Below are 19,307 nucleotides of genomic sequence, written 5' to 3'. Positions count from 1 at the left end.
TAGGATGCGGTCAGCCGGTATTCAAGACGTGGCGCGGCCTGCGCGCAACGTATCGGCCAAAAACTTCTGAGGACGAAGCATTTCGACGCGATGCGCGCCGCAAGCGATCAACGGATGAGCTTCAGCCCCGCCGGCAGCGTTTCGCCGAACACGCGGCCTTCGTCGGCGCGATCCAGCTCGACGGTCTCGCGGACCATCGCGATCCACGCCTCTGCCGCGCCCATCGTCTCGAGGCGCTGCACGACGGCGGCGCGGGCCTCGTCGGGCAGGTCGCGCGAGCGGTCGCCGGTCATGCGGGCGATCTGCACGGCGGCGAACGCGGCCGGATCGATCTTCTTCCAGTCGAGCGCGAGGATCGCATCCAGCCAGGTGACCGCGATGTCCGGCGGCACCACGCCGTGCGCGCTGCCGTAGAACGGCGCGCGCGCGCCGATGCGGCCCACCGCCCACCAGCTCTGCACGTTCTCGGATGGTTTCCTGAGGCGCGTGAGCAGCCACTCGCCGACCTCGATCTTGCGTTCGACGCTCACGCGTTCCAGCGATGCCGCGAGCCGCACCATGTCCTCATAGCCCGCGCGCGCCGCGCCCGCCGCCTTGCGATAGCGGCTCGTGCCGGGCGGCTGGAGCACGAAGGCCATGTCGTCGAGCAACCGCAACTGGGCCGCTTCGGGCAGCCCGCCCGCCGCGCGGCGCCAGAGCGTCCACCATTCGGACCAGATCTGGCTTTCGTTGCTGTACTGAATGCCCTGATCGAAGAGCGTCCACAACCGCTCGACGCGCCATTCGTCGAGCGGATGGCCGAAGCCCGGCCGCATGCAATAGCCCGCGAGATTGAGCCACAGGCGCTCGTGATCGGCGGTGCGGCGACGCTTTTTCGCGCGTTCGAACAGCGCGCCGAAAAGCTCCCGCAACGTCGCGATGTCCCAGGTATCGCGTGCGCCGAGCGTCTGTTCGAGCTGCGCGCGCAGGCGTTTGACTTCCTTCGGCCCGACGTCCTGCGACTTCGCGCCGAACGTGCGGTCGATCAGCTCGATGGCTTTCGGCAGCGCCGGATGCGATTCGCTGACGGCCTCGTCGCTTTGAGGCGTCTCGCGGCGCAGCTGGAATTCGAGCAGCCAGCGCTTCGCGGGATCGTCGACGGCGATGCAGTGCATCTCCAGCGTGCCGACTTCGGTGAGCGAAGTCGTCAGTTGCACGGGCGTTTCGCGTGCCTTGCCGTGGTCCGCGGCGCGCGGATCGACGACGGTCGCGATCGGCGGCAGACGCACGAAATCGCCCGATGCGGCGCCGAGGTCCGCGAGCTCGCCCGCCTGATGAGCCGTCTCCGCCACCGACGACGCCAGGTGAAAGCGCACCGGCGCGCCGAGCGTGAGCGCGAACGTGCGATCGGCGAGATGGATCGGCTGGCCTTCTTCCGTGCCGCGCGGCAGCACGCAGACGCCGCGCGTCGCGTCGGCGTCGTCTTCGAGCAGAAGGAAGAAGCTGCGCGCCGAGCCGCCGCCGATCTTCGGCGCGTGGCCCGCGCGCGCGAGCGCATACGCCACCGCGCCACGCGCGACGGCCACGTCCGGATGGTCGTTCGCGAGCACATTGACCGCTGCGCCGCGCCAGTTGGAAAGCGTGTCGGCGATGCGCCGCGCGAGCGGAGCGGCGCGAAAGACGCCGCCGTTCAAAAGCAAGGTGTCCGGAATGGCGAGCTTTTCGGCTGGGACGTCGAGCGCCTTGCGCGCTTCGCCCGCGTGCTGGCCGAGAAACGCCGCGATATGCCGCGTGATGGCCGCATCGCTCGCATAAGGCAGCCCGAATTCGACGATGCCGCCGCGCGCGCGGCTCGGCCGGTCGCTCGCGGACACCATCGGAAAGAAGCCTTCGACGATGATCTGCTCGATCTCGTCGCGCGTGACATCGGTGGAGCGCGCGCCGCCGATGAGCTTCGAGCCCGCGCCCAGCAGCGTGATCGACGCGGAAGCGGGCGCGTTCGCGCCGAGCAGCTGTTCCTTCGCGGCCCGGCAGCGCTCGACCAGTTGCGACAGACGCGCGGCGGACAGCCGCGCGTCGCCGCTCGCGAGCCGCTTCTCGACGAGATGCGCGAGCGCGAGGTCCATGTTGTCGCCGCCGAGCATCAGGTGGTTGCCCACGCCGATGCGCGTCAGGCGCGGCTCGCCGTTTTCCATCGCGACCTGGATGAGCGTGAGGTCGGTCGTGCCGCCGCCGACATCGACGATCAGCACGAGACGCGTGGACGCGAGCTCACGTCCGAGCGTCTCGCGATGATGAAACAGCCAGTCGTAGAACGCCGCCTGCGGCTCTTCCAGCAGGCGCAGCGTTTCGAGGCCCGCCATGCGCGCCGCTTCGAGCGTGAGGGCGCGCGCGCCTTCGTCGAACGAGGCGGGCACCGTCAGCACGACGTCCTGCACGTCGAGCGGCGCATCCGGAAAACGCTCGTTCCACGCCGCGTGCACGTGCGCCAGATAGCTCGCGCTCGCGATCACGGGCGAGATTTTTTCGACATCGTCGCCCGCGCCCCACGGAAGAATGGGCGCGAGGCGATCGACCGCCGCGTGCGACAGCCAGCTTTTCGCGCTCGACACGAGCCGTCCGGGCACCTGCGCGCCGAGCTTCCTGGCGATTTCGCCGATGACCGCGGGCGCTTCCATCTCGCCCCACGGCAGCTGCAGATCGGCGGATTTGAGTTCGCCCGGCGCGAAGTGATAGCGCAGCGACGGCAGCAGCGGCCGCGCGGCCACTTCGCCGGGACTGACGAGCTGCTCGATCTCGAACACGCGGATGTCGTTCGAGCCGATTTCCGCGTAAGCGACGACGGTATTGCTCGTCCCCAGATCGATGCCGACGCTGTACCGCGCGCCCGACGCCCGTTTCTTGCGCGCGGACACTTACAGGCCCATGCCCTGATCCACGCCCGAGGCCGCGCCGCCGCGCACGTCGAACTCGACTTTCCAGCGCTCCGACGAGCCGCGCGGAATCGCTTCGAGCTCGAGCGTGCCCGCTTCGGTCACGCGCGCATGCAGCTTGACGGGCACGACTTCGCCGGGCGTGCGGCCTTCCGGCGGCAGCGATGCCTCGATCTCCTCGAGTTCCTGCAGCTCGTCCGGCTGCCAGTATTCGAGCAGCGTGCCGACCTGATCCTGCCGGCGCACCGACGAGCCGAAGAAGCGGAAATGCACCGGCTCCCCGACGACGAGCCCGAACTCCTGCGCGGGCAATTCGGCGTCGGTACCTTCCTCCATGCCGAACGGCGCGACGCACAGCGCCTGCACGGGCGGCTCCAGCCCGGGCACGGCCGGCATCGCCGATTCGACCGCGACGTAGTACGCGCGCGCCGTGCCGCCACGGATGCGCACGCCCTTGCCGCGCCGCACGTAGCCGTAATAGGCCGCGCCGCGCGCCACCGCCAGATCGAGGTCCGCGCCTTCGAGCAGACGCGCGCCGGGCGCGTTTTCTGCGGCGAGCCAGGCATTCAGCGTCGTCATCACGCGCTCGACGAGCAGCGGCGACTTGAAGACGCCGCCGTTGAACAGCACGACGGTCGGATGCAGCATCGTCGCGCCTTGCGGGGCTTCGCGCTGCAAGCCTTCGACTTCCGCCAGCGCGTTCACCTGACGGCCTAGGAACGCCGCGAGATGACGCGTGACGGCGGCGTCCTGCGCGTAGGGCAGACCGAGCTGCGTCAGGCCGACGCGAGCGCGCGAAACCGGTCGCGCCGCGGCATCGACCTGCGGGAAGAAGCCTTCGAGCAGGATTTGCGTTAGTTCGGCGCGCGTGAGTTCCGTGCGCAGCGACCCGCCGATCAGCTTCGAGCCGCGGCTCGGCACGACGAGCGGGACGGCGTCGACGGACGGATCGGACAGCAGCGCTTCCTTGGCGGAGCGGCACGCGTAGGTCAGGGCGCGCAACTGCCACGGATCGGGCTGCGTGCCGGCCGCCGCGAGCTTGCGCGCGACGGTATGCGCGAGCGCGAGGTCCATGTTGTCGCCGCCGAGCAGGATATGCTCGCCGACCGCGACGCGATGCAGCTCGAGATTGCCTTCGCGCTCGACGACCGCGATCAGCGAAAGGTCGGTCGTGCCGCCGCCGACATCGACGACGAGAATCACGTCGCCCACCTTGACCTGCTTGCGCCAGTTGCCGCTCGACTTCTGGATCCAGCTATAGAGCGCGGCTTGCGGCTCTTCGAGCAGCGTCATGCGCGTGTAGCCGGCGGCCGCCGCCGCTTCGGCGGTGAGTTCGCGCGCAGCGGGATCGAAGGAAGCAGGGATCGTCACGGTGACGTCCTGCTGATCGAACGGCGCGTCCGGATGCTGGTGATTCCACGCCTCGCGCAGGTGCGTCAGATAGCGCACCGAGCTTTCGAGCGGCGACACGCGCTCGACTTCCTCGGGCGCATCGGACGGCAGAATCGCCGCGCGGCGATCGACGCCCGGATGGCACAGCCAGCTCTTCGCGCTGGAAACGAGGCGGATCGGCGTGCCCGCGCCACGGCTGCGCGCGAGTTCACCGACGATGAACGTGCGCTCCTGCGTCCACGGCAACGTGAGATCGCCGGGCGCGAGCTCGTTTTCGTGCGGCAGATAGAGGAACGAGGGCAGGAGATCGCGCTCTTCGGCGGCGCCGGGCGCGGTCAGTTGCGAGATGGGCAGCACGCCTTGCGCGGTCTTTTCGCCGTCGCTCGCGCTCATGTCGACATAGGAGAGCGCGCAATGCGTCGTGCCGAGATCGACGCCGATCGAATAGCGCGCCTGGCTCTGGTTTTCGTTGATATCGCTCACAGTTCCACCTCCGCCGGCGCGACGATGCTCGCATCATGGGACGGCGCGAGCTTCGGCAGGCGCGTGTCCTCGACCTTCCAGCCGCGATGGCTGATGCTGCCGCTGAAAGGCGGCTTGCCGACGACATTGCCCGTCAGGCGCACCGCTGCTGCGTCGAAGCCTTCCTGCAGCGTGATGCGGCTGCCTTCGGCTTCCGTGCGCACGGGCTTGATCGAGAAATGCTCGCGCAGCACCGCGCGGCAGCCGTCGTGCACGAGGCGGGCGGCCGCGCCGATATCGGCGTCGTTGTAATTGGCGATGTCCTCTTCGACGAAATCGATGAAACGCGCGTCGCGCTGCAGAAGGCCGAGCAGCTGCAAGGCGGCGATGGGGCTGGCTTCCTTCAGCGCGGACGGCGCGGGCGCGGCCTCGACGGGCGCGGCGGCGGGCTTGGGCGTTTCGGCCGCGAAATCGGGCGCGTCGGGCGCTTCGCGCAGGCGCTGCACGCGGCCGGCGAACGCCGCATTGCCCAGAATGCCGAAGAAGGCCCCGAAGGCGATGCCTATCCTGCCGAAAAAGCCTGGATTCATGTCGGTCATGTGATGCTCCTGTTGGCCGCGCGAGGACGACCCTATCCTCGGGCGGCGCGGGTGGCCGGTGTTCGGTGCCGTGTCGGCGGGTGATGCCGGGAGTGATCGGTTCGTGCGGTTTTCAGGCGCGCGCCGTCGGCGGCGCGCAGAAGCGCACGAAAAAGCAGCACGATAAAACAGCACGAAAAGCGTTACGGCCTTTATACCGTATCTCGGTATTTTCCATGATGTCGCGCCCCGGCCGGAAAAAACGCGGGCCAGAGCGCGCGGCGGCGGGCCACATTCTCGCGGTTTGCGCCGCCAAGTCAAGGCGTGGCGGGCGTTTCGGGGATTTTCAGGCCTTGTAGCCGATCTTGCGCAGGAGGTCGCGGCGCCACTGCACGTCTTCGGCGGTTTCGACGCCGAGCGGCGGCAGCCCGTCCACCACGCCGACGATCCCGCGCCCCTGATCCGTCTGCGCGACGAGCACCTGCGTCGGATTGGCGGTCGCGCAGAAGATGCGGCAGACCTCCGGCACGGCCTTGACGGTATTGAGCACGTTCACGGGAAAGAAGCCGTCGCCGAGCACGATGATGAAGCTGTGCCCCGCGCCGATACTCTGCGCATTGCGCGCCGCCATCTCGACGAGCGTGTCGTCCGTGCCCGACGTGCGCACGAGCCGCTTGCCCGACGCCTCGCAGAACGCGAGCCCGAAACGGATGCCGGGCACCGTGCCGACGAGCGCCTCGTGCAGATCTTCGACCGTCTTGATGAAGTGCGACTGGCCGAGGATGAAGTTGGTGTCCTCGGGCTTGTCGATGGCGATGGCGAGCAATTCCATGGCGAATCTCCGGTGCGCGCTGGAGATTCCATGGTAGGCGCTTTTCTACGCCCGCATTTTTACGCCCTGATTTCGAAGCCGGCGAGATACGCGGCCGCGTCGCCGCCGTCCCATGCGCGGCCGTCGCAGAAGGTGGCCGCGCGCCGCTCGCCGGGCAGCGCGATGCCCGCTGCCTGCGCCGCTTCGCGATAGAGCGCGGTCTGGTTGACGCTCGCCGCAATGCGCGCATCGTCGATATCGGCATCGAGCATGCCCCAGCGCCGATACTGCGTGATGAACCACAGCCCGTCCGACACGCGTGGATAGTTGACCGCGCCGCCATCGAAGAAGCGCACCGGGAGCGCGCGGGCGTCGACGCCGTGGGTAGCGGCAAGGCGCGGCTCGATCAGCGCGCGCGGCACGCCGACCAGTTCCGCCGACGACAGCGCCTCCGCGATCTCGCTGCGATGCGCGCTCGCATCGAGCCATGCGCAGGCGTCGAGCATCGTGCGCACGAGCGCGCGCGCCGTGTTCGGATAGAGCGCGGCGAAATCGCGCCGGCACGCGAGCACCTTCTCCGGATGATCCGGCCAGATTTCGCTCGTGTACGCGACCGTCCTTCCCGCGCCGCGCGCCTCGGCCACCGCATGCCACGGCTCGCCGGCGCAGAAACCGTCGAGCGCGCCTTCGACGAGCGCATCGGCCATGCGCGGCGGCGGAATCACGATGCTCTGAATATCGCGCAACGGATGCACGCCGTGCGCCGCGAGCCAGTAGTACAGCCACATCGCATGCGTGCCGGTCGGAAAGGTCTGCGCGATGACGGGCGTGCGTCCGAGCGAACGCAGCGCCTCCCTGACGCTCGCGCCCTGATCGATCGCCTCGGCGAGCGGCCGCGACAGCGAGATCGCCTGACCGTTGCGGTTGAGGACCATCAGCACGGCCATGTCCGCCTGCGGACCGCCGATGCCCAGCTGCACGCCATACACGAGCCCGTAGAGCGCGTGCGCGGCGTCGATTTCGCCGGAGAGCAGCTTGTCGCGCACGGCGGCCCACGAAGGCTGACGACACAGCTCGATGGTGATGCCGTAGCGTGCGCCGAGCGCGCGCAACGCGGCGACGGCGAGCGGCGCGGCATCGGAAAGCGCAACGAAGCCGAGCCGCAGATGCGTGCGCTCGGGCGCGGGAAAGTTCGTGTCGGGCGGATTCATATCGGTTCTTGAGTGCGTCGGCTAGCGCAGCAGATCGGCCATCGAAAGAAGCTGACGCGCGATCTCCGCGACCTTCACGCCCTGATCCATCGCGCGCTTGCGAAGCGCCGCATAAGCTTCGTTTTCGGACATGCCGCGCTTGTCCATCAACAGACGTTTGGCGCGGTCGATGACCTTGCGCTGCTCCAGCTCGCTTTCCACTTGCGCGAGGCGCTGGCGCAACTGCGCTTCATGCGCGAAACGCGCGAGCGCGACTTCGATGATCGGCGCGAGCCGCTCGGGCGCGAGCCCTTCGACGGAATACGCGGTGACGCCTGCGCCCACCGCCGCGCGGATGAACTGCTGATCGGCGTCGTTGCTGAACATCAGCACCGGACGCGGCGCGGCCTTGTTCATCACGGCAAGCTGTTCGAGCGTGTCGCGCGACGGCGATTCGGTATCGATGATGACGACATCGGGCTTCTGGCTCTCGACGGCCTTGTGCAGCGCCGAGGGCGCGGCGACTTCAGCGAGCATGTCATAGCCCATGCGCGCGAGCTGCTCGCGCAGGTCGCCGATGGGCTTGTCGGTGTCGGTGACGAGAAGAACGCGAAGCATGGGGGAAGCGGAAGGGGTCATGCGAAGAACGGCGGAAGCGGTTCATTGGACTGTAACGCGCCGTTCGCCGTTTGAGAACCAGCTTCACGCGGCATGCGCAAAGCCTTTGACGTACGCAGCGCGCGCCGTGAACTCAGCCGCTTCGCCGATCGCACCGCCGATGAGAATCACCGCGGGACTGCCGAGACCGGCGGCGGTGGCTTCTTCGGCGAGCCGGTCGAGCGTCGTGACGAGACGCTTTTCCATCGATGATCCCGCGTTCTGCACGACGGCGGCCGGCGTGCTTGCGGGCAACGCTTCGCGCAGCGATGCCGTGAGACTCGCGATGCGGCTCATGCCCATGTAGATCGCGAGCGTGGTGCCGGTGGCGGCGAGCGCGGCCCAGTCGGGCTGGCTGTGATCCTGCATGTGCGCGGTGACGAAGGTCACGCCCTGGCAATGATCGCGATGCGTGAGCGAGATGCCGAGCCCCGCCGCCGCCGCGAATCCCGACGACACGCCGTTGATGATGTCGACTGGAATATGCGCTTCACGCAATGCGGCGATCTCTTCGCCCGCGCGGCCGAAGAGCAGCGCATCGCCGCCCTTTACGCGCACCACGTGCAGCCCTTTCTTCGCGTAACGCTGCATGAGGCGCTGTATGAACGCTTGCGGCGTCGACTTGCAACCGCCGCGCTTGCCGACGCGAATCACGCGCGCTTGCGGCGCGAGCGTGACGATATCGGCGTTGGCGAGATCGTCGACGAGCAGGATGTCGGCGCAGGCGAGTGCTTTCGCGGCGCGCAGGGTCAGCAGGTCGAGGTCGCCGGGGCCTGCGCTCAGCAGCGTGACTTTGCCTTTGAAGTTGCTCATCGTTGCTTCCTGATTCTTTGCGTATGTGAGGCGCATCGGCGCGGCAAACGCCGATAGCGTCCGCTCGTGTCGCTGCACGATGGGGACGCCCTTGTCCTCGTTCCTTCGATTCGATCTGCCGCGAACGCCGTTGTCCGCAGCGCAGGCGTCAATGCAATAAGCGGGCCATTGCGTCGAACAGGGACTTTGCTGGCTTGCCCCGCACTGTCCTTGTGCGCGATCCGCATGCGCGGCACCGCTTCGGCGCGAGCGTGCTTCGTTCGAGTGAACGCCCGGCCTAACCGAATAGTACAAAAATCGTGTACCGCGAAACGTCGCTGCGCGCACGTTCGCACGGCATCAGTGCTGCGTCGCACCATCCTTGTGCCTGTCCGCATCGGAACGCGACGTGACGCGCGTGCGCCCAAGCGGTGCAGGCATCCCGCAAACCCTTGCACAGCAAGCTTCTCCAGCCGATGCATCGCGCATGGCATAGCCCTTGCCTTATGTCTCGCCATCGGATCAACGGCGATCCGTCCTGAATACAGCGCCCGGCAGGTTGCAGCCATGCGGGCATCGGACAACGGCGTCCCCCGCATTCGGCTGACCGGTCGAATGCGCGGGACGCCTTTCTTTTTTGCGGAAAGACGATGGACAAAGCCACCCGGATCGATCTCTTCAGCATGCGTACCGCGCCGATGCGCGCCTTCCATCTCACGTGGATGGCGTTCTTCGTGTGCTTCTTCGCGTGGTTCGCGTGCGCGCCGCTGATGCCGCTCATCAAGCGCGAATATGGCCTCACGGCGGATCAGGTCGCGAACATCAACATCGCGGCGGTCGCGGTGACGATACTCGTGCGCCTCGTCGTCGGCCCGATGTGTGATCGCTTCGGCCCGCGCAAGGTGTATAGCGCGCTGCTGCTCGCGGGCTCGGTGCCGGTGCTCGGCGCCGCTCTCTCGACGGGCTACGACAGCTTCCTGTGGTGCCGTCTCGCGATCGGCGCGATCGGCGCGAGCTTCGTCATCACGCAGTACCACACCTCCGTCATGTTCGCGCCGAACGTCGTCGGCACCGCGAACGCGACGACCGCCGGCTGGGGCAACGCGGGTGCGGGCGCGGCGCAGGCGATCATCCCGCTGCTCGTCGCGGCTGCGATCGCGCTGGGTGCGGGCGAGGCATCGGCATGGCGCGTCGCGCTGATCGTGCCGGGCATCGCGATGCCCGTCATGGCCTTCTTCTACTGGCGCTATACGCAGGATTGCCCGCAAGGCGACTTCGCGACGCTGCGCCGCGCGGGCATCGCCATCGACGGCGGCAAGAAGGGCGGCTGGCAGAGCTTCGTGACCGCATGCTCGAACTATCGCGTGTGGATGCTCTTCGTGACCTACGGCGCCTGCTTCGGCGTGGAAGTGTTCATCCACAACATGGCGGCGGTGTACTACGTCGATCACTTCAATCTCACGCTCGGCCAGGCGGGCATGGCGGCGGGCAGCTTCGGCCTGCTCGCGCTCTTCGCCCGCGCGCTCGGCGGCTGGCTCTCCGATAAGGCCGCCGCGAAGAAAGGCCTCGATATCCGCGCGACGCTGCTCTTCGCGCTCATCGCGGGCGAAGGCATCGGCCTCTATGCGTTTGCCCACGCGGGCAGCGTCGTGCTCGCCATCGTCGCGATGCTCGTATTCGGCCTCTTCACCCACATGGCATGCGGCGCGACCTACGCGCTCGTGCCGTTCATCGATCGCCGCGCGCTCGGCGGCGTGGCCGGCGTGATCGGCGCGGGCGGCAACGTCGGCGCGGTTGCGGCGGGCTTCCTGATGAAGGGTCTCGGCAACGCGCAGGCGACGCTCTCGATGCTCGGCGTGGTCGTCGCGGGCACGGCGCTGTGCGCGCTCGCGGTGCGCTTCTCTCCCGAACACAAGGCACGCGAAGCCGCACTGCGCGAAAGCGCGCTTGCCGCCAATAACGTCATTGCAAACTGAGAAGGTCCCGACATGAAAATCGTCGTCATCGGCCACGGCATGGTCGGCCACAAGTTCCTCGAATGTCTCGCCGAGAGCGGCAACGAAGCGCTGCACGTGACGGTGCTGTGCGAAGAACCGCGCGCCGCGTACGACCGCGTGCATCTGACCGAATTCTTCACGGGCAAGAGCGCGGACGATCTTTCGCTCGTCGAAGAAGGCTTCTTCGAGCGCTCGGGCTATGCGCTGAAGCTGAATGCGCGCGCGGTCGCGATCGATCGCGCGGCGCGCACCGTCACGGTGTCGAACGGCGACGTGCTCGCGTACGACAAGCTCGTGCTCGCGACGGGTTCCTATCCGTTCGTGCCGTCAGTGGAAGGCAAGGACCGCAACGGCTGCTTCGTGTATCGCACGATCGAAGATCTCGAAGCGATGCAGGCGTTCGGCGCGCGCTCGAAGACGGGCACGGTGGTCGGCGGCGGCCTGCTCGGTCTCGAAGCGGCGAAGGCGCTGCGCGACATGGGCCTCGAAACGCACGTGGTCGAGTTCGCGCCGCGCCTGATGGCCGTGCAGGTCGATGACGGCGGCGGCCGCGTATTGCGCGGCAAGATCGAGGAACTCGGCGTGACGGTGCACACGGGCAAGAACACGCTCGCGATCGTCGATGGCGAGGGCGCCGTCAACCGCATGAACTTCGCCGACGACACGCATCTCGACACCGACATGATCGTGTTCTCCGCGGGCATCCGTCCGCGTGACGACATCGCGCGTGCCGCCGGTCTCACGATCGGCGCGCGTGGCGGCATCGTGATCGACGACGCGTGCCGCACGAGCGACGACGCCATCTTCGCGATCGGCGAATGTGCGTTGTGGCAGGGCCAGTTGTTCGGCCTCGTCGCGCCGGGTTACGACATGGCGCGCATCGTCGCGAAGCAGATCATCGGCGAGGAAGCGGCGTTCGCGGGCGCGGACATGAGCACGAAGCTCAAGCTGATGGGCGTGGATGTCGCGAGCATCGGCGATGCGCACGCGAAGACTCCGGGCAGCCGCACGTATCAGTACAGCGACGAGCGCAAGCAGGTCTACAAGAAGATCGTCGTGTCCGATTGCGGCAAGTTCCTGCTCGGCGGCGTGATGGTCGGCGATGCGACCGAGTACGGCACGCTGCTGCAGATGATGCTGAACAAGATCGAGCTGCCCGAAGCGCCCGAATTCCTGATCCTGCCTTCGAGCGACGGCAAGGCCAAGCCCGCGCTCGGCGTCGAAGCCTTGCCCGATGCCGCGCAAATCTGTTCGTGCAACAACGTGAGCAAGGCGGAAATCTGCGCGGCCGTGTGCGCGGGCGCGACCAGCATCGGCGCGATCAAATCGTCGTGCAAGGCGGGCGCGTCGTGCGGCGGCTGCGTGCCGCTCGTCACGCAGGTGATGAAGTCGGAGATGAAGCGGCAAGGTCTCGCGGTGAACAATCACCTCTGCGAGCACTTCCCGTATTCGCGTCAGGAGCTCTATCACATCGCGCGCGTGGAAGGGCATCGCACGTTCGGCTCGCTGCTCGCGAAGCACGGCAAGGGGCGCGGCTGCGATATCTGCAAGCCCGCCGTCGCCAGCATTCTCGCATCGTGCTGGAACGAGTTCGTTCTGAAGAAGGAGCACGCGAGCCTGCAGGACTCGAACGATTACTACCTCGCCAACATTCAGCGCGATGGCACGTACAGCGTCGTGCCGCGCATGCCCGGCGGCGAAGTGACGCCCGATGGTTTGATCGCGGTCGGCCAGGTCGCGAAGAAGTACGGCCTCTATACGAAGATCACGGGCGGGCAGCGTGTCGACATGTTCGGCGCGCGCGTCGAGCAATTGCCGTTCATCTGGGAAGAGCTCATCGAAGCGGGCTTCGAATCGGGTCATGCCTACGGCAAGGCGCTGCGCACGGTGAAATCGTGCGTCGGCTCGACGTGGTGCCGCTATGGCGTCGGCGATTCGGTCGGTCTCGCGATCGAACTGGAGAACCGTTACAAGGGCCTGCGCACGCCGCACAAGATCAAGTTCGGCGTGTCCGGTTGCACGCGCGAATGCGCCGAGGCGCAAGGCAAGGATGTCGGCGTGATCGCGACGGAAAAGGGCTGGAATCTCTATGTCTGCGGCAACGGCGGCATGAAGCCGCGCCATGCCGAACTCATCGCGTCCGATCTCGATCACGACACGCTCGTGCGCTATATCGACCGCTTCCTGATGTTCTACGTGCGCACGGCGGATCGCCTGCAACGCACGAGCGTATGGCGCGACAACCTCGAAGGCGGGCTCGACTATCTGATCGACGTGGTGATCAACGACAAGCTCGATATCGCCGCTGAACTCGAAGCCGAGATGCAGCTCGTCGTCGATACGTACGAGGACGAATGGAAGAAGGCCGTCACCGATCCGCATACGCGCAAGCGCTTCCGTCACTTCGTGAACAGCGACGCCGGCGATGCGAACGTGGCCTTCGTGGAAGAGCGCGGCCAGATTCGCCCCGCGACGATCGAAGAGCGCAGGACCCGATTGAGCGATATCCCCGTCATTGTCGAAACCGCCTGACTCATCGCACACTCAAGGAGATCATCATGAACGACCGCATCGAACAGGACTGGACCGCCGTTTGTGAACTCGACGACATCGTGCCGGACACGGGCGTCTGCGCGCTCGTGAAGGGCGCGCAGGTCGCGGTGTTTCATCTCGCGGGCGAAGACGCGGCCGTGTACGCGATCGACAATTACGATCCGCATTCGCAGGCGGCGGTGCTGTCGCGCGGCATCGTCGGGAGTCTCGGCGAGCGCATCGTCGTCGCCTCGCCGATCTACAAGCAGCACTTCGACCTTCGCACCGGGGAATGCCTCGAAACGCCGGAGCTTTCGGTGAGCGCGTATCGCGTGAAGGTCGCGGGCGGCAAGGTGTGGGTCGCGGCATGAAGACCGAATATGCGGTTGCGGGCATGGCGTCGCTGCAGGACGCCGCGCCGCGTCAGCGTCTCGTCGTCATCGGCAACGGCATGGCCGGCATGCGCACGGTCGAAGAGCTGCTGAAGATCGCGCCGGGGCTCTACGACATCACCGTGTTCGGCGCAGAGCCGTACGGCAACTACAACCGCATTTTGTTGTCGCCGGTGCTCGCGGGCGAGAAGAGTGTCGACGACATCATCCTCAATACGCGCGAGTGGTACGACGCGAACGGCATCACGCTGCATGCGGGCGATGCCGTGACCGGGATCGATCGCGCGCGGCGCATCGTGCGTTCGGAGAAGGGCGTCGAGGCGCGTTACGACCGTCTGCTGATCGCGACCGGTTCGAAGCCGTTCATCATTCCGGTGCCCGGCTGCGATCTTCCCGGCGTGATCGCGTTTCGCGATATCCAGGATGTCGAAGCGATGATGGAAGCCGCGCGCGATCATCGGCGCGCGGTGATCATCGGCGGCGGCCTGCTCGGGCTCGAAGCGGCCAACGGCTTGCAGCGTCAGGGCATGTCGGTGACGGTCGTGCATGCGACCGACAGCCTGATGGACCGTCAACTCGATGCGAGCGCGGCCGCACTGCTCAAGCGCTCGCTCGAAGCGAAAGGCCTGCGCTTCGCGATGGCCGCGCAGACCACCGAGATCGTCGGCGAGGACCGCGTGCGCGCCGTGCGTTTCGCGGACGGCACGCAGATCGACGCGGACCTCGTCGTGATGACGGCCGGCGTGCGGCCGAACATCGCGCTGGCGCAGGCGTCGGGCTTGCATTGCGAACGCGCGATCGTCGTCGACGACACGTTGCAGACCTTCGATCCGCGCGTCTACGCGGTGGGCGAATGCGTGCAGCATCGCTCGGCGACGTTCGGCCTCGTCGCGCCGATCTGGGATCAGGCGCGCGTCGCGGGCGCGCATCTCGCGGGCGCGGGGCATCGACGCTATGTGCAGAGTGCGACCGCGACCAAGCTGAAGGTGACGGGCGTCGATCTGTATTCGGCCGGCGATTTCATTGGCGGCGACGGCAGCGAGGATCTCGTGCTGCGCGATCCGCGCCGCGGCGTCTACAAGCGGCTTGTGTTGCAGGCCGGACGTCTGATCGGCGCCGTGCTGTATGGCGACGTGAAAGACGGCGGCTGGTACTTCGATCTGATTCAGAACCGCACGGACGTTTCGCATCTGCGCGGCAAGCTTCTGTTCGGCAAGACGCTTTGTGAAGCGTGAAGCTAGGTAAGGGAATTCAAACGTGAGCATCCCCATCATTCCGGTTCATACGTCTTCCGTCAAAACCACGTGCCCGTATTGTGGCGTCGGCTGCGGCGTCGAGGCAACGCCCACGAGCGCGACCGAAGTCACGATCGCGGGCGATGTCGCGCATCCATCGAACTTCGGGCGTCTGTGCGTGAAGGGATCGGCGCTCGGCGATACGGTCGGACTCGAAGGGCGCCTGCTCGAACCGAAACTGCGCGACAGACGAACGGGCGCGCTGACCGACGCATCGTGGGACGACGCGCTCGGCACGGTCGCGAGCGGCTTCTCGCGCATCGTCGCCGAGCATGGTCCGGACGCGGTCGCGCTGTACGTGTCGGGCCAGTTGCTCACCGAAGACTATTACGTCGCGAACAAGCTGATGAAGGGTTATATCGGCAGCGCGAACATCGATACGAACTCGCGGCTTTGCATGTCGTCGTCGGTGGCGGGGCACAAGCGCGCGTTCGGCGAAGACCTCGTGCCGACGAGCTATGAGGATCTCGAGCTCGCGGACCTCATCGTGCTGGTCGGATCGAACACGGCATGGTGTCATCCGATTCTCTTTCAGCGCATCGTGAAGATGAAGGAGCAGCGGCCGGACGTGAAGATCGTCGTGATCGATCCGCGTCATACCGCGACGTGCGAAATGGCGGACCTGCATCTGCCGCTCAAGTCCGGCAGCGATGTGCGCCTCTTCAATGGCCTGCTCGCATTTCTCGCGGAGCACGGCGCAACGGATGCTTCATTCGTCGATGCCCACACCAATGGGTTCGATGCCGCGCTCGCCGCTGCCGGGCCTTCCGATCTCGCGCAAACAGCGAAAGACTGCAAGCTCGATCAACACGATCTGATGGCGTTCTATCGGCTCTTCGCGCGTACCGAGCGCGTGGTGACGGTGTACTCGCAAGGCGTGAACCAGTCGAGCGCGGGCACGGACAAGGTCAACAGCATCATCAACTGTCATCTGTCGACGGGGCGCATCGGCAAGCCGGGCATGGGGCCGTTCTCGTTCACCGGCCAGCCGAACGCGATGGGCGGCCGCGAAGTCGGCGGTCTCGCCAACACGCTCGCCGCGCATCTGGAGTTCGGCGATCCGTTGCATGGCGAGATCGTACAGACGTTCTGGCACTCGCCGGTCGTGGCGCAACGCGCGGGCCTTAAAGCCGTCGAACTGTTCGATGCGATCGAGGCGGGCCGCGTGAAGGCCGTGTGGATCATGGGCACGAATCCGGTCGTGAGCCTGCCCGATGGCGATCGCGTGAAGCGCGCATTGGCGAAGTGCGAACTCGTGGTCGCATCCGACATCATCGAGAAGACAGATACCAACGCATTCGCCGATGTGCTTCTGCCCGCGCTCGGCTGGGGCGAGAAGGACGGCACGGTGACGAACTCGGAGCGGCGCATCTCGCGGCAGCGCGCGTTCCTTCCGGCGCCGGGCAGCGCGCGCGCGGACTGGCGCATCGTGTGCGATGTCGCGCAGCGCATGGGCTTCGAAGGCTTCGATTTCACGGGGCCGAACGAGATCTTCGACGAACACGCGCGCCTGAGCGCCTGGCGCAACGATGCGTCGAGCGGCGTGCATCGCGCGTTCGACATCGGCGGCCTGAGCGGTCTCGATCGCACGGCGTACGATGCATTGCAGCCGACGCAATGGCCGCTGCGCAGCGTGGAGGAAGGCAGCATTGCGAGGCTCTTCGAGGCGCGCCGCTTCAGTCACGCGGATGGCCGCGCGCGCTTCGTCGCGACACCGCCGCGCGCGCCCGTCAACGCGCCCGACGAAGACTATCCGCTCGTGCTCAACACGGGGCGCGTGCGCGACCAATGGCACACGATGACGCGCACGGGCCGCTCCGCGAAGCTCGCGGGGCACATCGGCGAATCGTTCATCGACATGCATCCGCAGGACGCGCTTGCATGTGGTGTGCGCGAAGGCGAGCTCGCGCGCGTATCGAGCCGCTGGGGCTCGATGATCGCGCGCGTGCAGCATGGCGGCGGCATGCCGCGCGGCAGCGTCTTCGTGCCGATTCACTGGAACGATCAGGTGGCCTCCGATGCGCGCGTCGGCGCGGTGGTGAATCCCGTCGTCGATCCGGTGTCGGGTGAGCCGGAGTTCAAGCACACGCCTGTCGCGGTGGAGAAATTCCACGTCACGTGGCATGGCTTTTCGCTCTCGCGCGCCGCGCCCGACCTGGACATGGTCACGCACTGGACGCGTGTGCATGGCGCGCGCTTCGTGCGCTACGAGATGGCCGGGCGCAATCGCTTCGATGCATCGCATGACGATCATCACGACTGGGCGCGCGCTCTCTTTCGCATCGACGATCATCATGCGGACTGGATCGAATACGAGGACAAGAGCGCGGGCGTGTATCGCGCGGCGCATGTGGTCGACGATCGCATCGAGAGTTGCGTGTTCATCTCCGAGCGTCCCGATCTGCCCGCGCGCGCATGGCTCGCGACGCTCTTCGAGAAAGACCGTCTCGACGACGAAGACCGCGCGAGTCTCCTGCTCGGCCAGCCTGCCGCGAAGGGCGAGGACACCGGACCGACGGTGTGCTCGTGCTTCGGTGTCGGACGCAACACGATCTGCAACGCGATTCTCGACAAAGGGCTGAAGACGGCCGCGGAAGTCACGTCGTGCCTGAAGGCGGGCGGCAATTGCGGATCGTGTGTGCCGGAGCTGAAGAAGCTCATCGTCGAAACGGAGATGGCGCGTCTCAGCACGGTCTGACGGCTGCGCGGACTATTGCACGAACGCGGGCGCATGTCGCCCGCGTTTTTGTTTTCATGCGCTCGCCTCATGCGCGCTGATCCGTGAAAACCCGCGAAGACCCACGAAAACAAAGGGGCTGCGGCCCGTTCGCCTGATCATATGAGGGGTTTCCAACCAAATTTCTCACGATTTGGTGTGACCTGAAGCTTAGTGTTGGTTCTCCCACGCTTCGCCCGATTCATGTTGCGTACAGTCACTTCAAAACAACAGGCACGAAGTAAAGACCAAATGCCTGAAAACATCACAAGAAGTGATACGGGGATTGCGATGAAGAACAACGCAAAACAAATCGAGATAGCGGAAGGCCAGCGCGCCGCGATCCGCTCGACGGACACAGACCTTCCGTCACAACCCAGACTCGACCTCATGCACGAGCGGCGACTTCGCCTGATCGAAGTCCGCGGCGTTCGCGCTTCTTACCGCCTCTGATCTCGTTGGCCCGCGCCTGACGCGCATCCCGTTTCAAACGCCCGCTGATCTTCGCTCAGGTTCACCAAAGCGAATGTCGGTCAGGCCGTTGAAATAGGATTGCTAACGAAAACAGTTTCTTGTTGTGTCCGCTACGTCCCGGCGCGATGTAGCTGGAATCGACCGTGCGCCTACTTTGGAGACTTCACCATGCAACGCAAACTGATCGCAGCCGCCGCCGCTCTCTCGCTCGTTTCCGCCGCTGCTTTCGCAACGGGAACGAACTCCAGCTCGAGCTCGACCTCGGGCGGCACCACCGCAGCGGCCGTCTACGGCTTCGGCTCGTTCACCGCGACCAACGCCGGCGCCGCCAACGGCCACGCATCGGCGACGGCCGGCAAGGGCTACAACGTGACGGGCAACACGACCAACGCCACGACCAGCCACATCAACACGTCGTCGGTCGGCGGCAAGGGCTTCGGCGGTTCGACGGCAACGGGCGTCTCGGGCGCTGACGCTGCGGCCAACGCCTGGAGCAAGCTCGGCGGCGGCTGGCGCTAAGCACTCCGTGACGGACGGCGGACTTCGCCCGCAACGGGGTTCGCTCTCCGAAATCGGTGTGATCGTGGTTCGAAGAGAAAACAACGAAATCCAATCTTACTGACTCGATAAGGAATGCAAATCATGAAACGCACTCTGATCGCTGCTGCACTGCTCTCGTTCGTCTCCGTCGGCGCGATGGCCGCTTCCGCGAACTCCAGCTCGAGCTCGACCTCGGGCGGCACGACCTCCGCTTCGGTCTCGGGCTTCGGTCATTTCACCGCCACCAACTACGGCACGGCAAACGGCAACGCGCAATCGGTCGCCGGCAATCTGTTCGGGGCGACGGGCAATGCCACCAACGCCACGACGAGCCACAGCAACACGTCGAACGTGAGCGGCTTCGGTCACGGCAACGCGCAAGCGGGCGGTGTCTCGGGCGCGGATGCAGCGGCCAATGCATGGAGCAAGCTCGGCGGCGGCTGGCGTTAAGCCGGCCCGTGAGCCACGGCGGAGGCGGCGTCACGATGAGGCAACTGCTTCTCGGACACCGCCTTTGCCGAAACCCATAAAAAAACTCTAAGTCGTCCGGGACCGTCATGCGCTGTG

The 19,307-nt window shown here is 66.3% G+C and carries 16 protein-coding genes; 9 read left to right on the top strand and 7 right to left on the bottom strand.

Translation table 11 applies throughout. The annotated features are described in order from the left end of the window. Positions 1-107: 107 nt before the first annotated feature. The 3 genes from AWB78_RS08805 to AWB78_RS08795 are packed head-to-tail and all read right to left on the bottom strand — an operon-like array spanning position 108 to position 5,365. A complete protein-coding gene (locus AWB78_RS08805; protein WP_062604174.1) occupies positions 108-2,894 on the bottom strand; it encodes an Hsp70 family protein in 2,787 nt (928 codons plus the stop codon). Further along, complete coding sequence (locus AWB78_RS08800) at positions 2,895-4,787, bottom strand: Hsp70 family protein (protein WP_198399240.1); 1,893 nt, start codon at positions 4,785-4,787, stop codon at positions 2,895-2,897. Next, on the bottom strand, positions 4,784-5,365 hold the full coding sequence (locus AWB78_RS08795) for a DUF2760 domain-containing protein (RefSeq protein ID WP_062604173.1): 582 nt from the start codon (positions 5,363-5,365) through the stop codon (positions 4,784-4,786). The genes AWB78_RS08800 and AWB78_RS08795 overlap by 4 nt, the downstream gene beginning before the upstream one ends. Before the next feature lie 83 nt (positions 5,366-5,448). On the opposite strand from AWB78_RS08795, the gene AWB78_RS46385 reads away from it, so the two are divergent. After that, entirely contained in the window at positions 5,449-5,703 is a 255-nt protein-coding gene (locus tag AWB78_RS46385) for a hypothetical protein (RefSeq protein WP_157697442.1), read from the top strand. Here the strand turns inward: AWB78_RS46385 and AWB78_RS08790 are convergent. The 4 genes from AWB78_RS08790 to cobA all read right to left on the bottom strand — a co-directional run bounded on the left by AWB78_RS08790 (position 5,691) and on the right by cobA (position 8,815). Further along, positions 5,691-6,176: an adenosine-specific kinase gene (locus AWB78_RS08790; RefSeq protein ID WP_062604172.1), complete on the bottom strand. Its 486-nt coding sequence runs from the start codon at positions 6,174-6,176 to the stop codon at positions 5,691-5,693. The two genes, AWB78_RS46385 and AWB78_RS08790, sit on opposite strands and share 13 nt — an antisense overlap. A gap of 59 nt (positions 6,177-6,235) precedes the next feature. After that, complete coding sequence (locus AWB78_RS08785; protein ID WP_062604171.1) at positions 6,236-7,366, bottom strand: CmpA/NrtA family ABC transporter substrate-binding protein; 1,131 nt, start codon at positions 7,364-7,366, stop codon at positions 6,236-6,238. 21 nt (positions 7,367-7,387) lie between these two features. Then, positions 7,388-7,963, bottom strand: a complete 576-nt coding sequence (locus tag AWB78_RS08780) for an ANTAR domain-containing response regulator (RefSeq protein ID WP_062604170.1) — start codon at positions 7,961-7,963, stop codon at positions 7,388-7,390. Between the two features lie 84 nt (positions 7,964-8,047). Next, complete coding sequence (gene cobA / locus AWB78_RS08775; protein WP_062604244.1) at positions 8,048-8,815, bottom strand: uroporphyrinogen-III C-methyltransferase; 768 nt, start codon at positions 8,813-8,815, stop codon at positions 8,048-8,050. 629 nt (positions 8,816-9,444) lie between these two features. Here cobA and AWB78_RS08770 point away from each other — a divergent pair. From AWB78_RS08770 to AWB78_RS08735, 8 genes are all read left to right on the top strand, one after another. Next, positions 9,445-10,770, top strand: a complete 1,326-nt coding sequence (locus tag AWB78_RS08770) for an MFS transporter (protein ID WP_062604169.1) — start codon at positions 9,445-9,447, stop codon at positions 10,768-10,770. 12 nt (positions 10,771-10,782) lie between these two features. Further along, the gene (gene nirB / locus AWB78_RS08765; protein ID WP_062604168.1) at positions 10,783-13,323 is read left to right on the top strand and encodes a nitrite reductase large subunit NirB; all 2,541 of its coding nucleotides are present in this window, start codon (positions 10,783-10,785) and stop codon (positions 13,321-13,323) included. 26 nt (positions 13,324-13,349) lie between these two features. After that, positions 13,350-13,694: a nitrite reductase small subunit NirD gene (gene nirD, locus AWB78_RS08760; RefSeq protein WP_062604167.1), complete on the top strand. Its 345-nt coding sequence runs from the start codon at positions 13,350-13,352 to the stop codon at positions 13,692-13,694. Beyond that, complete coding sequence (locus AWB78_RS08755; RefSeq protein WP_062604166.1) at positions 13,691-14,950, top strand: NAD(P)/FAD-dependent oxidoreductase; 1,260 nt, start codon at positions 13,691-13,693, stop codon at positions 14,948-14,950. The genes nirD and AWB78_RS08755 overlap by 4 nt, the downstream gene beginning before the upstream one ends. Positions 14,951-14,972: 22 nt before the next feature. Next, the gene (locus tag AWB78_RS08750; RefSeq protein ID WP_062604165.1) at positions 14,973-17,708 is read left to right on the top strand and encodes a nitrate reductase; all 2,736 of its coding nucleotides are present in this window, start codon (positions 14,973-14,975) and stop codon (positions 17,706-17,708) included. Positions 17,709-18,017: 309 nt separating this feature from the next. Next, positions 18,018-18,179, top strand: coding sequence for a hypothetical protein (locus tag AWB78_RS08745; RefSeq protein ID WP_157697441.1), 162 nt, complete (start codon positions 18,018-18,020; stop codon positions 18,177-18,179). 189 nt (positions 18,180-18,368) lie between these two features. Then, positions 18,369-18,719, top strand: a complete 351-nt coding sequence (locus AWB78_RS08740) for a hypothetical protein (RefSeq protein ID WP_062604163.1) — start codon at positions 18,369-18,371, stop codon at positions 18,717-18,719. Positions 18,720-18,842: 123 nt separating this feature from the next. Further along, positions 18,843-19,190: a hypothetical protein gene (locus AWB78_RS08735; RefSeq protein ID WP_062604243.1), complete on the top strand. Its 348-nt coding sequence runs from the start codon at positions 18,843-18,845 to the stop codon at positions 19,188-19,190. Positions 19,191-19,307: the final 117 nt, after the last annotated feature.

The sequence above is a fragment of the Caballeronia calidae genome (genome assembly GCF_900044055.2).
GTDB classification, from domain to species: domain Bacteria; phylum Pseudomonadota; class Gammaproteobacteria; order Burkholderiales; family Burkholderiaceae; genus Caballeronia; species Caballeronia calidae.
Note: the sequence above shows the minus strand (reverse complement) of the source record. Positions and strands in the feature narration are given on the sequence as shown.

Excerpts from the sequence above, each read along its gene's own strand:
- AWB78_RS08795 (WP_062604173.1), bottom strand. The coding sequence starts at position 5,365 with ATGACCGACATGAATCCAGGCTTTTTCGGCAGGATAGGCATCGCCTTC.
- AWB78_RS46385 (WP_157697442.1), top strand. The coding sequence starts at position 5,449 with ATGCCGGGAGTGATCGGTTCGTGCGGTTTTCAGGCGCGCGCCGTCGGC.
- AWB78_RS08790 (WP_062604172.1), bottom strand. The coding sequence starts at position 6,176 with ATGGAATTGCTCGCCATCGCCATCGACAAGCCCGAGGACACCAACTTC.
- AWB78_RS08785 (WP_062604171.1), bottom strand. The coding sequence starts at position 7,366 with ATGAATCCGCCCGACACGAACTTTCCCGCGCCCGAGCGCACGCATCTG.
- AWB78_RS08780 (WP_062604170.1), bottom strand. The coding sequence starts at position 7,963 with ATGCTTCGCGTTCTTCTCGTCACCGACACCGACAAGCCCATCGGCGAC.
- cobA (WP_062604244.1), bottom strand. The coding sequence starts at position 8,815 with ATGAGCAACTTCAAAGGCAAAGTCACGCTGCTGAGCGCAGGCCCCGGC.
- AWB78_RS08770 (WP_062604169.1), top strand. The coding sequence starts at position 9,445 with ATGGACAAAGCCACCCGGATCGATCTCTTCAGCATGCGTACCGCGCCG.
- nirB (WP_062604168.1), top strand. The coding sequence starts at position 10,783 with ATGAAAATCGTCGTCATCGGCCACGGCATGGTCGGCCACAAGTTCCTC.
- nirD (WP_062604167.1), top strand. The coding sequence starts at position 13,350 with ATGAACGACCGCATCGAACAGGACTGGACCGCCGTTTGTGAACTCGAC.
- AWB78_RS08755 (WP_062604166.1), top strand. The coding sequence starts at position 13,691 with ATGAAGACCGAATATGCGGTTGCGGGCATGGCGTCGCTGCAGGACGCC.
- AWB78_RS08745 (WP_157697441.1), top strand. The coding sequence starts at position 18,018 with ATGAAGAACAACGCAAAACAAATCGAGATAGCGGAAGGCCAGCGCGCC.
- AWB78_RS08740 (WP_062604163.1), top strand. The coding sequence starts at position 18,369 with ATGCAACGCAAACTGATCGCAGCCGCCGCCGCTCTCTCGCTCGTTTCC.
- AWB78_RS08735 (WP_062604243.1), top strand. The coding sequence starts at position 18,843 with ATGAAACGCACTCTGATCGCTGCTGCACTGCTCTCGTTCGTCTCCGTC.